Genomic DNA, 13,077 nt, shown 5'->3' with positions numbered 1-13,077 from the left:
GCTGCTACAGCCGTCTCTCTATTGAGCATAGTTCGCTGTCAGCGCGGGTAATCTTTTGCGTTATTCATGCCAACTTCTGCATCTAGGCCCCTGCGCGGCGCAGGGGCAAGTGCGCTACAATTGCGCCCTTTGCACAGTTCAATGATTTTGAAGGAAAACCATGACGTTCAAGGCGCCGGACAGCCTCTCGGAGCAAATCGCCCACTACCTGGCCGAGCGGATCATCCGCGGCGAGCTCAAGCCTGCTGAGCGCATCCAGGAGCAGAAGGTTACTCAGGCGCTGAACGTCAGCCGTGGCTCGGTGCGCGAAGCCTTGCTGATCCTTGAACGTCGCCACCTGGTGACCATCCTGCCGCGCCGTGGCGCCCACGTCACCGAGCTTAATGAGCATGGGGTGCGTAGCCTGTGCACTCTGATGGGCGAGCTCTACACCTTGTTGGGCAATGCCGTTGCACAAAACTGGCGCAGTGATAGCGAGCTGCTGCCTTTCCTGAAAATCCAGCAGCGCCTGACCGCTGCCCTCGAACGCCAGGACATCAAGGCCTTCGTCGAAGAGAGCTTTGCGGTGATGCGCGCCGCGTACCCGTTCGCCAACAATCCGTACCTGCAGGAAACCGTCGAAAACCTGCAGCCGGCCATGAGTCGCGCCTATTACCTGGCGCTGGATCAGCGCAAGGCCGAGATGAGCGATTTCCTCGCGCTGTTCGCCAGCCTGCTCGAGGCCGTGGTGGCACGTGATCAGCCGCGCATCCGCACGGTGCTGGCCGACTACTGCCAGCGCAGCTGCGAGCTGGTGCTGGCGGCGCTGGCGACTGCCTGAGCATGCGCCTCAAGTGCATTCGCCTGGCCGGGTTCAAGTCGTTCGTCGACCCGACCACGGTCAACTTCCCCAGTAATATGGCGGCAGTGGTCGGGCCCAATGGCTGCGGCAAGTCCAACATCATCGATGCGGTGCGCTGGGTGATGGGCGAAAGCTCGGCCAAGAACCTGCGTGGCGAGTCGATGACCGACGTCATCTTCAACGGCTCGACCAGCCGCAAGCCAGTGAGCCAGGCCAGTATCGAGCTGGTGTTCGATAACTCGGACAGCAGCCTGGTGGGGGAGTACGCAGCCTACGCGGAAATCTCTATTCGCCGTAAAGTCACCCGCGACGGTCAGAACACGTATTACCTTAACGGCACCAAGTGCCGGCGCCGTGACATTACCGATATCTTCCTCGGCACGGGCCTCGGTCCGCGCAGCTACTCGATCATCGAACAGGGGATGATCTCCAAGCTGATCGAAGCCAAGCCCGAGGACCTGCGCAACTTCATCGAAGAAGCTGCCGGGATCTCCAAGTACAAGGAGCGACGGCGCGAGACTGAGAGCCGCATCCGCCGTACCCATGAAAACCTTGAACGCCTGACCGACTTGCGCGAGGAGCTGGAACGCCAGCTCGAGCGCTTGCACCGCCAGGCCCAAGCCGCCGAAAAGTACAAGGAGTACAAGGCCGAAGAGCGTCAACTCAAGGCGCAACTGTCCGCCTTGCGCTGGCAGACCCTGGACCAGCAAGTCGCGCAGCGCGAAGGGGTGATCGGTGACCAGGAAGTGGCCTTCGAGGCCCTGGTGGCCGAGCAGCGTAATGCCGATGCCAGTATCGAGCGCTTGCGTGATGGTCATCATGAGTTGTCCGAGCGCTTTAACCTGGTGCAAGGGCGGTTTTATTCGGTCGGCGGTGATATCGCTCGGGTCGAGCAAAGCATCCAGCATGGCCAACAGCGTCTGCGCCAGCTTCAGGACGACTTCAAGGAAGCCGAGCGCTCGCGTCTGGAAACTGAGTCGCACCTGGGTCACGACCGCACCTTGCTCGCGACCTTGGGTGAAGAGCTGGAACAACTTGAGCCCGAACAGGAAATGACCCTGGCCGCCGCTGAAGAGTCGGCGGCGACCCTGGAAGAAGCCGAAGGCACCATGCACGGCTGGCAAGAACAATGGGACACGTTCAACACCCGCTCCGCCGAACCGCGTCGACAAGCGGAAGTGCAGCAGGCCCGCATCCAGCAACTCGAACAGGCCCTTGAGCGCCTTGCCGAGCGCCAGCGCAAACTGGCGGAGGAGCGCGATCAGCTCAGCGCCGACCCGGAAGACGCGGCGATTCTCGAACTGAGTGAGCAGGTGGCCAGCAGCGAGCTGGTGCTTGAAGACTTGCAATTGCAAGAGCAACAGGTGGTCGAGCAGTTGGAAGCGCTGCGCGAGCAATTGCAGCAGGCGGTTCACGCGCAGCAACAGGCCCAGGGTGAGTTGCAGCGCTTGGGCGGTCGTCTGGCATCGCTCGAAGCCTTGCAGCAGGCCGCGCTGGAGCCGGGCACTGGCACCGCGCAGTGGTTGCGCGAACAAGGCCTGGATCAACGTCCGCGGCTGGCTGAGGGCCTGCGGGTCGAGCCAGGTTGGGAGCTGGCGGTGGAAACCGTGCTCGGTGCTGACTTGCAGGCGGTGCTGGTGGATGATTTCAGTGCTCTGGATCTGGCAACTTTCAATCAGGGCGACCTGCGTTTGCTCGATGCCAGTGCTGAAGGTGTGCGGGTGCCTGGCAGCTTGCTCGACAAGGTTGAAGGGCGCGTCGATCTGGCACCTTGGCTGGGGCAGGTCCTGCCGGTGGACAACCTTGAGCAAGCATTGGCCCAGCGCGGCCGCCTGAATGATGGTCAGAGCCTGGTCAGTCGCGATGGCTACTGGGTGGGGCGGCATTTTCTACGGGTCAATCGCGCCAGTGATGCCGAAGGTGGCGTCCTGGCTCGTGGTCAGGAACTGGAGCGCCTGAGTCTTGAGCGCCAGGAGCAGGAAGCCGCGCTTGAGCTGCTCGACACACAGCTTCAGGAGCAGCGCGAACAGCAACAAGGGCTGGAAGAGCGCCGCGAGTACGTGCGCCGCCGCGCTCAGGACGAAGCCCGTCAGCAGGGCGAGTTCAATGCGCGCTTGTCTGCTGGTAAAGCGCGGGCCGAGCAACTGAGCTTGCGTCGGCAACGCCTGGAAGAAGAACTGCTGGAGCTGTTGGAGCAACGTGCACTCGAAAGTGAAAACCTCGGCGAGTCGCGCTTGCAACTGCAGGATGCTCTTGAGCTGATGGCTCAAGACACTGAGCAGCGCGAGCTGCTTCTGGCTCAACGCGACAGCTTGCGCGAGCGTCTCGACCGGGTACGCCAGGAGGCTCGCCAGCACAAGGACCATGCCCATCAGTTGGCGGTGCGCCTGGGTTCACTGCGCGCCCAGCACGACTCAACGCGTCAGGCCTTGGAGCGCTTGGAGCAACAGTCCGAGCGTCTGACCGAAAAGCGTGAGCAGTTGACCCTGAACCTGGAGGAGGGTGAAGCGCCGCTGGAAGAGCTGCGCCTCAAACTCGAAGAACTGCTGGAAAAGCGCATGAGCGTTGACGATGAAATGCGTCAGGCGCGTTTGCATATGGATGAAGCGGATCGCGAGCTGCGTGATGCGGAAAAGCGTCGTACCCAGGCTGAGCAGCAAGCGCAACTGTTGCGCGGTCAACTCGAACAGCAGCGCCTGGATTGGCAAGGGCTGAGCGTGCGCCGCAAGACCCTTCAGGAGCAGCTGCAAGCCGACGGCTACGACTTGCAGGGTGTGTTGGCGACCTTGGCCGAAAGCGCCAGCGAGGTAGAAGCCGAACAGGAACTGGAGCGCATCGATGCTCGCATTCAGCGCCTGGGGGCAATCAACCTGGCGGCGATCGACGAGTACCAACAGCAGTCAGAACGCAAGCGCTACCTGGATGCCCAGGATGCCGATCTGGTCGAAGCCCTGGATACCCTGGAAAACGTCATTCGCAAGATCGACAAAGAAACCCGCACCCGCTTCAAAGATACCTTTGATCAGATAAATGCCGGATTACAGGCACTTTTCCCAAAAGTTTTCGGTGGCGGCAGCGCTTACTTGGAACTGACGGGCGAAGATTTACTCGATACAGGGGTAACGATCATGGCGCGGCCACCGGGCAAGAAGAACAGCACCATCCACTTGCTCTCGGGCGGGGAGAAAGCGCTGACCGCCCTGGCCCTGGTATTTGCCATTTTCAAATTGAACCCGGCGCCGTTCTGCATGCTCGATGAAGTCGATGCACCATTGGACGATGCCAACGTCGGACGTTATGCCCGATTGGTCAAGGAGATGAGTCAGACCGTGCAGTTCATCTATATCACCCACAACAAGATCGCCATGGAGATGGCCGACCAGTTGATGGGCGTCACCATGCACGAGCCAGGTTGCTCGCGTCTGGTAGCTGTGGATGTCGAGGAGGCAATGGCCATGGTCGACGCCTGATGAAGGGTTAAAAAGCGTGAACTTGCGGTAATTGGCCCTGTCAGTTGCGACAGACGGTGTAAAGTTATCTTTGGTCGTGCTAGCTTAATGTCACTTATTTTTTGCGTGGGTAAAACGCCTGTCAGAACATAGAGTTGGCGCCACGTTTTAAAGGGGTTTAAACCCTTTATTTTTCAGCATTTTATACAGAGGCACAGGATTACATGGAAATCGGTCTGCGCGAGTGGCTGATCGTCATCGGCATCATTGTCATTGCCGGTATTCTTTTTGACGGCTGGCGCCGTATGCGCGGCGGTAAAGGTAAGCTGAAATTCCGTCTGGATCGCAGCTTCTCCAACGCCTCGGATGAAGAGAACAGCGCTGAGTTGATCGGCCAGCCGCGGGTATTGGACACTCACAAGGAGCCTGCGCTGGACGAGCACGACCTGCCGTCCATGAGTGCCGGGCGCGAGCGTGACAGCAACAGCAAGCCTAAAGGCTCCAAGCGCAAGCGTGGCAGCGAGCCGCAGCAGGGCGACCTGAACCTGGCGGCCGAGCCGCGTGAGCGTGAGCCAGACCTGTTTGCCAGTGTTGACGATGATTATCCGGATGAAACCCGCAGCAATGGCCCGGCGTTTGGCGCCAGCGAAGCCCGCGACCTGCCGCCGGTTGAAGAAGTGCTGGTGATCAGCGTGATTTCCCGTGACGAGGGCGGCTTCAAAGGCCCAGCCCTGCTGCAGAACATCCTGGAAAGCGGTCTGCGTTACGGTGAGATGGATATCTTCCACCGTCACGAAAGCATGGCCGGTAATGGCGAAGTGCTGTTCTCGATGGCTAACGCGGTCAAACCGGGCGTGTTTGATCTGGACGACATCGATCACTTCAGCACCCGGGCCGTGAGCTTCTTCCTGGGTCTGCCAGGGCCGCGTCATCCCAAGCAGGCTTTCGATGTGATGGTTGCAGCGGCACGTAAGCTTGCCCATGAGCTCAACGGTGAGCTCAAGGATGATCAGCGTAGCGTGATGACCGCGCAGACGATTGAGCATTATCGTCAGCGTATTGTTGAGTTCGAGCGTCGTGCGTTGACTCAGAAACGCTAAAAGCATCGCCGGCAAGGCCGGCTCTTACAGTGGCAAGCTGGACTTGCCGGCGATGGATACACTACAGACCGTAAAGACATGCCCCAAAGAGCAGCCCAGGCTGCTCTTTTGCTTTGCAAGAGAATTGAAAAATGACCGCCGAATCCCGAATCCTCGAACTGCGCGCCGAACTCGACCAGCACAACTATCGCTACTACGTGCTCGACGAGCCCAGCGTTCCGGACGCCGAGTACGACCGCCTGTTCAACGAGCTCAAGGCTCTGGAGTCTGAGCACCCTGAGTTGGTCACGGCTGATTCGCCGACCCAGCGTGTCGGTGGCAGTGCCTTGTCGGCCTTCAGTCAGGTGCGTCATGAAGTGCCGATGTTGAGCCTGGGTAACGCCTTCGAGGAAAATGATCTGCGCGAGTTCGATCGGCGGGTGGTCGAGGGTCTGGACCTGCCAGAGGGTGATCTGTTCGGCGATGCGGCGGCGGTTGATTACAGCTGTGAGCCCAAGCTCGATGGCCTGGCGGTCAGCCTGCTGTACCGCGATGGCAAGTTGGTACAGGGCGCCACCCGTGGCGACGGTACAACCGGCGAAGATATCAGCGTCAACGTGCGTACCGTGCGTAACATACCGCTCAAGCTGCAAGGCGAGGGCTGGCCTGCGGTGCTCGAAGTGCGTGGCGAAGTGTACATGTCCAAGGCCGGTTTCGAGCGCCTGAACCAGGCGCAGATCGAGGCCGGCGGCAAGACTTTCGCCAACCCGCGCAACGCTGCTGCGGGCAGCCTGCGCCAGCTGGATTCGAAAATAACCGCCAGCCGTCCGCTGGAGTTTTGCTGCTATGGCCTGGGCCAGGTGTCGGCGCCTTTGGCTGACACCCACATTGGCACTCTTGAGCAGCTCAAGGCGTGGGGCATGCCGATCAGTCGCGAACTGCGCCACGCCGCCGGCGTAGCAGAGTGCCTGGAGTACTACCGTGATATCGGGGCGCGCCGCAACGACCTGCCGTATGAGATCGATGGCGTGGTGTTCAAGGTCAACAGCCTGGCCTCACAGCGCGAACTCGGCTTCCGTGCCCGCGAGCCACGCTGGGCGATTGCCCACAAGTTTCCGGCCATGGAAGAGTTGACCGAAGTGCTCGACGTCGAGTTCCAGGTCGGGCGTACTGGCGCGGTTACTCCGGTGGCGCGGTTGAAGCCGGTGAAGGTGGCGGGTGTGACAGTGTCCAATGCCACCTTGCACAACATGGATGAAGTGGCGCGTCTGGGGCTGATGATTGGCGATACGGTGATCATTCGCCGGGCGGGCGACGTCATTCCGCAGGTGATGCAGGTTGTCACTGAGCGACGTCCTGACGATGCCCGGCCGGTGCACATTCCTACTCAATGTCCGGTGTGTGGCTCACAGGTTGAGCGCACGCAGTTGATCAAGCGCAGCAAGGGCAAGGAAACCGTCAGCGAAGGTGCAGTCTACCGTTGCGTTGGTCGTCTGGCCTGTGCGGCGCAGCTCAAGCAGGCGATCATTCACTATGTTTCACGGCGTGCCATGGACATCGACGGGCTGGGCGAAAAAAGCGTCGAGCAGTTAGTCGATGAAGGCTTGATTCGTTCCCCGGCTGATCTTTATCAGTTGACCTTCGAACAGGTTGTCGAGCTGGAAGGCTTTGCCGAGCTGTCGAGCAAGAACTTGCTGGCAGCCATTGCCGCCAGCAAGCAGCCAAGCCTTGCGCGCTTCATCTATGCCCTGGGCATCCCGGATGTAGGCGAGGAGACGGCCAAGGTCCTGGCGCGCTCCCTGGGCTCCTTGCAACGGGTCATGGCGGCGCTGCCGCAGGTCCTGACCTACCTGCCGGACATCGGCCTGGAAGTGGCGCACGAGATCCATAGCTTCTTTGAAGACGAACACAACCGCACAGTCATTGCCCAGTTGCTTGAGCGTGGGCTGCAGTTGCAGGACGAAGGCGAGCTGGGCGCCGAGTTCGCAGCCAGCACCACCCTCGCCGGGTTGATCGCAAAACTGGATATTCCTTCGGTGGGCCCGACCGGCGCCGAAAAACTGGTGGCCAAGCTCGATAGCCTGGAAAAAATCATCGCCGCCGACGGTATCGACTTGCGTCAGGCACTGGCGGCCAAGCAGGCCGATGCCGTGCGCAGTTATTTCCAGGAGCCGGCCAATACGGCCCTGGCCCGGGCAGTTGAGGCGCAGTTGCTTGAGTTCGGCATGCACTGGAGCTGCGAAAAGAAAGTCGCCGCTGGCTTGCCGCTGGCCGGACAGACCTGGGTGCTGACCGGGTCGCTGGAGCGCATGAGTCGCGATGTCGCCAAAGACAAGCTGGAAAGTCTAGGCGCCAAAGTGGCGGGTTCAGTGTCGGCGAAAACCCACTGTGTGGTGGCAGGGCCTGGCGCTGGCTCGAAGTTGGCCAAGGCCAATGAGTTGGGGCTCAAAGTGCTGGATGAAGACGCCTTTGTGAATTTCCTTGGCGAGCAGGGCATCAGCGTCTAAGTACGGCAGTTCGCAGTGCGAGTGATGGTCTAGGCTTGGCAACAGCCAGGAGGGATCATCATGTACCGCTTTTTCGAGCAATTGGGCGCCAGGATCGCGGCGTCCTTGGTCATTCGTCAGCAGCGACCGGACCGGGTTTGGCAGTGTCGATGCGGGCAGTCGGTATTCTTTCGCAACAGCCAGTGCCTGGCTTGCCATGCGGCGTTGGGGTATTGGCCGCAGGGCAATCGGGTCGCCAGCTTGGCTGCCGGATCAGCTGAGGGGTTGTGGTCACTCAATGGCGAGCCTGAGGCAGGGCTGCTGCGGCGCTGCGCCAACCTTGATACGCCAGCGGCCTGCAACTGGCTGTTGGCTGCTGACGAGCCTCACAGCCTGTGCCTGGCCTGTCGCCTGAACCGGACCATCCCCGACCTGTCACTTGCCGACAACCACCTGCGCTGGCGCAAGCTGGAAACCGCCAAACGCCGCTTGACTGCGCAGCTGCTGCACCTGGGGCTTGCCGTTGAACCGAAAAGCGATCACTCCCCCCAAGGCCTGGCCTTTGACTTCATCGGTGTCGACCTGGTAGGCAAGGCGCCCACCACTGGTCATGCCAATGGCTTGATTACCCTGGATGTGCGCGAGGCTGACGATGATTGGCGTGAGCATGTACGGGTGCAATTGCACGAGCCCTATCGAACCTTGCTTGGCCATTTACGTCATGAGGTCGGGCATTACTACTGGGATCGACTGATTGCTGATAGCGATTGGCTGGAGGCTTTTCGAGCGCTGTTCGGCGATGAGCGTCAAAGCTACGCCGAGGCGCTGGAGCGCCATTATCAACACGGTGCGCCCAGTGATTGGGCACAAGCCCATGTCAGTGCCTATGCGACCATGCACCCTTGGGAAGACTGGGCGGAAACCTGGGCGCATTACCTGCACATGACCGACGCCCTGGACACCGCCTTGGCCCTGGGCATGAACGCCAGCAACCTGGACCTCGACTATCCGCCGTTCCAGCGGGAAGACCTGTACCGTTCTGACGATCCTCGGGGTGAGCGCTTTCTGGCTTTCCTCAATGCTTGGGTCGAGTTGTCGGCGATGCTTAACGAACTGTCGCGCAGCATGGGTCAGGTGGATTTTTACCCCTTCGTGCTGAGCAGGCCGGTGGTGGCCAAGCTGCACTTCATCCACTTGCGCATCACCCAGCAGGCGCCGTCAGCGCTGGGCGAGGAGGGGGCCATTTAGGGGCTGGGCAGAGCCAAGTCATTGAGTGGTGATGGTTTTTTTTGCATTAGTGGTTGTAACTTCACTTGATGCCGGTACAATGGCGCGGCTCGTCGCCAGATGAGCAGCGTTATGGTGACCCCATCGGTCCCCCCGCATCGATCAACCGTGAACCCGGTCAGGCCTGGAAGGGAGCAGCCGCAGCGGTGACATTGAGTGCCGGGGTGTGGCTGGTGGGGTCGCCACCTATCTCTAAGTCCTTGATTTTAAAGGACATCCTTGGCTCAAAATCTCGAAGTGGAACAGTGTTTAGGTACACCTAAGTGGTGCGCCATAAGCTGCATGCTAGCTTCTTCGAATTGATTGATCCAGTCCCTTTCTGTTTGTGGATGATCGAGCTGCAACAGCCTTCGACCCCTTCATCCTGCCTCATTGTCTGTATTGCCTCCCGTACCTCACTCCATCATTTGACCCTTAACTACCTCCGCATTTACACGGTTCTTCACTGGCTGCTTGACCGATAAATAATTCAGAGCTACGATCTTCTCTAAATGGAGAAGATGATTGCCAGGAAGGTAACGCAGGGGTACGGGGAAGAGATGAAGGTGATCAAATGAGACTTACACCCTTTGGTGAAGCTGCCAGATTGCTTCGGATGAGGTTTGACGTGTCTCTAAAAGCAATGGCAGAAGCTATGGCTATCAGTTCAGCGCATCTCAGCGGTATTGAGTACGGCGAGAAGCGACTATCTGATAGGCACATTGAAGCGGCGCTAGCGTTCTTTGCTGAGCATGCAGATTCGGAACAGCTGCATCAGCTTAGGCTGGCTGCTGAGCGATCTAAAGACGTGGTAAATACAGCTGAGTTGGACTCTGATGCCAGAGGTCTCGTTGCAGCGTTCGCCCGCAGGCTTCAAGAGGGTAGTGCTCCAACTGAGGAGATTCGCCAGTGGCTTCAGGCTCAGCCTAAGAAGGGAGATTAAAGATTGACAACGCTTTACTCGAACGGGGACGTGAGAACGCCGCAGGGGCTAAAGGTAAGGGCTCAAAGTTATGCGTCGCTTGAGGAGATCGCTGAGGGTATCCGAGCAGCGCTCCCTCTTCGGTCGGGTGAGCGATACATGTTGGATTGCGCCAAAATCTTGGAGCACACCCTCCCGAACGCTGGGTTTAACTACAAGGTTGTGGAGGTGGACCAGCTTGACGAATGTGCTGCCTTCACTATCCCTGAAAAGAATTTGGTGGTGCTGAGAGAGGACGTCTACGACATGCTCCATGCAGATAACGTCTTTGGACGCAGTACTGTTGTGCATGAGATGGGTCACATTGTATTGGAGCACGCAGTTACCCTTCATCGGGGGGCTGTCCTGGGGCAGCATCGGTTCTATGAAGATTCTGAGTGGCAGGCAAAGGCAATCACGGCAGCAATCATGATGCCTATTGCAGCTTGTGCTGACGCCGGTACCCCTGAGCGGTTAGCTGAGATGTGCGGCACTAGCATCACGAGCTCAAGGTTCCGGTTGGACAATCTCAGGAAGCACGGGAAGTTGACGGGACAGCGCAGCTTGTTCTGGTAGGTGTCAATTTGAAGGCATAAAGAAGCCCAGGAGTGCTACCAACACTTCTGAGCTTCAGGTGAGGTGAACGAGGGTCTACCAAACCACCCGCAACCTGCAATATGTCTATGGGAAGACGTGGAGCAGTGTAGTCCTAGCGACTGTGTGGGGCAAGCCAAAACCCTTCCATCCGTCGTAGGAGGGCCACATATGGCTCGTTCTAGTATCAAGGTTGTGTTTGTGCGCAGCTACCCCCGGTTTAGGTTTGGCCGCTGGGAGAGCGTGTGTCAGCACTGGCGGTCTCATCCGGGTCAGTTGACCCTCTTCTAAATCGGCTAGTCGGCCTTCGTGGCTGCATGAGTAGCGCGGGTGATTGCGATGTAGTCTCTTTGAGACTAGGTCGTAGTTACCCGCTCAGCCTATCAGATGATCGTTGCCACTGTCTGGGCTAGGGGTTGCACCCCTCGTGTCCCTAGGCTTCAGGCGTGTCAGCTCAACTAATTAATGAGATGAGCATCATGAGCACAAACACAAAGAAGTCCTCTCCAAAGATCGCCAGGCTCGCCTCCGAGACGCTTCGTGATTCTGCCGCCTCCGCCATAGCCAAGAGCTTTGCTGCCTCTGCTCTGGCTCAGACCAATACTGGTAAGCAAACGAGTGCTGAGATGGAAGCCAAAGCGGGCAAAGCTTTGCAAAGCAGCAAGTTCAGTGCTGACACCAAGAAGCTCGCGGCGTCGGTAGTATCTCAATCCAACAAGCAGAGGGGGAGTAAGTAATGACCATTCATGCGATTCTCACTGTGGATTTGAACGGTTCTGTCTCCACTGCTGCGCGGGCGAAGTTTTACGAAGTGTTGAAAAGCCATCATTACGTGAAACACAAGCTGACTACTCTTTGGACTGTGCAATTTACGCCAGATACGACCCCGGCTGGTGCTGATAGGGTTGTACGAGAGCATGTGGCACTTGCTGCAAGGACTGCAGGTATAAATGACTATGAGGCTCTGCTCATGCAGGGAACGCAGCCGGCGACTGAGTGGAAAGCAAATCCCAATAGTATTCTGGCTGATGTCTTGCGGCGGTTATAACAGGAGGTAGGGCCCCGCTACGGCGGGGCTTCTCCTAGTCAACGTTTGCCAGCACGGGTTAGGCACTCAATTGTGTTAATGATGCCGGTGTTCCAAGGGGTACTCTTAAGGAGGGGAAGTGATGGAGTGTGTGCTTTGTGATAGTCCTCTCTCGGATGCTAATGACTCCGAAGAGCACATTGTAATTAACGCTATTGGTGGGCGTTATAAAGTATCCGGTGTGCTTTGTGTGAAGTGCAACAATGGTGCTGGGCAAGCTTGGGATAGTGCCTTGGCTAAGGATCTTCAGTCACTGGGACTATTGATTGGAGTTAAGAGGGAGCGCGGAGTATTGCCCTCTCTCGCGGTTGAAAATCTCGATGGCGACCAACTAGTGTTACATGCGGATGGTAGCATGAGCCCGGCTAGAGCTAGTTTTAGCCAAACTCCCGAAGGTTCTGGGGCGATGAGGATTGAACTCGTTGCTCGTAGTCCTGAAGAGGCACGTAAGATACTTAAGGGTGTTAAGCGGAAGTACCCTAACTTTGACTTGGAATCGACAATTGCCAATTCTGGCGTGCAGTCAAGGTATTCGAGGAGTCCGCTGAACTTCTCAATGGAGTTTGGTGGTGCTCTCTCGGGGCGCTCCCTCGTTAAGTCTGTACTCTGCTTTGCTGTGGTTAACGGCGTAGTAGCCAAAGATTGTACCAATGCCAGGCAATACTTGTTGGAGGACGGAGCAGAGGCATGCTTCGGGTATTGGTATGAAAGTGATTTAATGCTGCGTAGACCGGAAGGGGTTCCACTTCACTGTGTGGCAGTGAGTAACCGAGGAACGGATGGCCAATTGCTTGGATATATAGAGTTCTTCGGCGTCAGACGCATGGTTGTCTGTTTGGCGGAGAATTATTCGGGTGCGCCTGTACACGCTAGCTACTGCATAGATCCAAGAAACTCCCAGAGAATAGTGGCAGAATTTGACCTGGGTCTTGATAGAGCCGATATCCAGGCTTCATATAGCTACGAGCGTATTCCGGAAGGCAGCATTGAGCGTGCGTTTGACTCTATTCTACGTCAAGCGGTGAAGCGCTCAGCCGTAAGAGCAAGAGATCAAGCTGTTGATAGGGCAGTACAATATGCATTTAGCAACCTTGGCGTGGATGAGGGTTCCATTCTTACTGAGCAGGATGTGGAGAAGCTTTCCGGCTTGATCATGCATGAGTTGACACCTTACCTTATGCATATTATTGGGGATAAGCGGCGACGGGATGAGCGCTAATCTCGGTTTGACTGCATGCTCTCTACTCCAAAGTTATTAAACTAGAATAGTGCCGATAGTCAATTTGAGCTGTGTGGTGTCGGCAATTATTCGAT

10 protein-coding genes and 1 other RNA gene are annotated in these 13,077 nt (G+C 57.8%); all 11 read left to right on the top strand.

The window, feature by feature from the left end; all coding sequences use genetic code 11:
- Positions 1 to 160: 160 nt before the first annotated feature.
- A complete protein-coding gene (locus ACQRAX_RS02980) occupies positions 161 to 820 on the top strand; it encodes a GntR family transcriptional regulator (RefSeq protein WP_412038286.1) in 660 nt (219 codons plus the stop codon).
- Positions 821 to 822: 2 nt separating this feature from the next.
- The gene (gene smc / locus ACQRAX_RS02975; RefSeq protein ID WP_412038287.1) at positions 823 to 4,311 is read left to right on the top strand and encodes a chromosome segregation protein SMC; all 3,489 of its coding nucleotides are present in this window, start codon (positions 823 to 825) and stop codon (positions 4,309 to 4,311) included.
- A gap of 203 nt (positions 4,312 to 4,514) precedes the next feature.
- Positions 4,515 to 5,390 carry a cell division protein ZipA gene (gene zipA / locus ACQRAX_RS02970; protein WP_412038288.1) on the top strand — a complete coding sequence of 292 codons (876 nt, stop codon included), beginning with the start codon at positions 4,515 to 4,517 and terminating at the stop codon, positions 5,388 to 5,390.
- A gap of 131 nt (positions 5,391 to 5,521) precedes the next feature.
- Positions 5,522 to 7,876, top strand: coding sequence for an NAD-dependent DNA ligase LigA (gene ligA, locus ACQRAX_RS02965; protein WP_412038289.1), 2,355 nt, complete (start codon positions 5,522 to 5,524; stop codon positions 7,874 to 7,876).
- A gap of 60 nt (positions 7,877 to 7,936) precedes the next feature.
- On the top strand, positions 7,937 to 9,103 hold the full coding sequence (locus ACQRAX_RS02960) for a zinc-binding metallopeptidase family protein (RefSeq protein WP_412038290.1): 1,167 nt from the start codon (positions 7,937 to 7,939) through the stop codon (positions 9,101 to 9,103).
- Positions 9,104 to 9,224: 121 nt separating this feature from the next.
- Positions 9,225 to 9,321, top strand: an RNA gene (ffs, locus tag ACQRAX_RS02955) — signal recognition particle sRNA small type.
- A gap of 374 nt (positions 9,322 to 9,695) precedes the next feature.
- A complete protein-coding gene (locus tag ACQRAX_RS02950; protein WP_274296391.1) occupies positions 9,696 to 10,064 on the top strand; it encodes a helix-turn-helix domain-containing protein in 369 nt (122 codons plus the stop codon).
- A 3-nt stretch (positions 10,065 to 10,067) separates the two neighbouring features.
- Positions 10,068 to 10,658, top strand: a complete 591-nt coding sequence (locus ACQRAX_RS02945) for an ImmA/IrrE family metallo-endopeptidase (RefSeq protein ID WP_274296390.1) — start codon at positions 10,068 to 10,070, stop codon at positions 10,656 to 10,658.
- A gap of 497 nt (positions 10,659 to 11,155) precedes the next feature.
- Positions 11,156 to 11,413, top strand: a complete 258-nt coding sequence (locus ACQRAX_RS02940; RefSeq protein WP_412038291.1) for a hypothetical protein — start codon at positions 11,156 to 11,158, stop codon at positions 11,411 to 11,413.
- On the top strand, positions 11,413 to 11,724 hold the full coding sequence (locus ACQRAX_RS02935) for a hypothetical protein (protein WP_412038292.1): 312 nt from the start codon (positions 11,413 to 11,415) through the stop codon (positions 11,722 to 11,724). The genes ACQRAX_RS02940 and ACQRAX_RS02935 overlap by 1 nt, the downstream gene beginning before the upstream one ends.
- A gap of 121 nt (positions 11,725 to 11,845) precedes the next feature.
- Positions 11,846 to 12,982 (top strand): HNH endonuclease, encoded by a 1,137-nt coding sequence (locus tag ACQRAX_RS02930; protein WP_412038293.1) that lies wholly within the window; start codon positions 11,846 to 11,848, stop codon positions 12,980 to 12,982.
- The last annotated feature ends 95 nt before the right edge of the window (positions 12,983 to 13,077 follow it).

The sequence above is a fragment of the Pseudomonas sp. UM16 genome (genome assembly GCF_050312595.1).
Lineage (GTDB): Bacteria > Pseudomonadota > Gammaproteobacteria > Pseudomonadales > Pseudomonadaceae > Aquipseudomonas.
The sequence above is the reverse complement of the archived record's forward strand: the minus strand, read 5'-3'. Positions and strand labels throughout refer to the sequence as shown.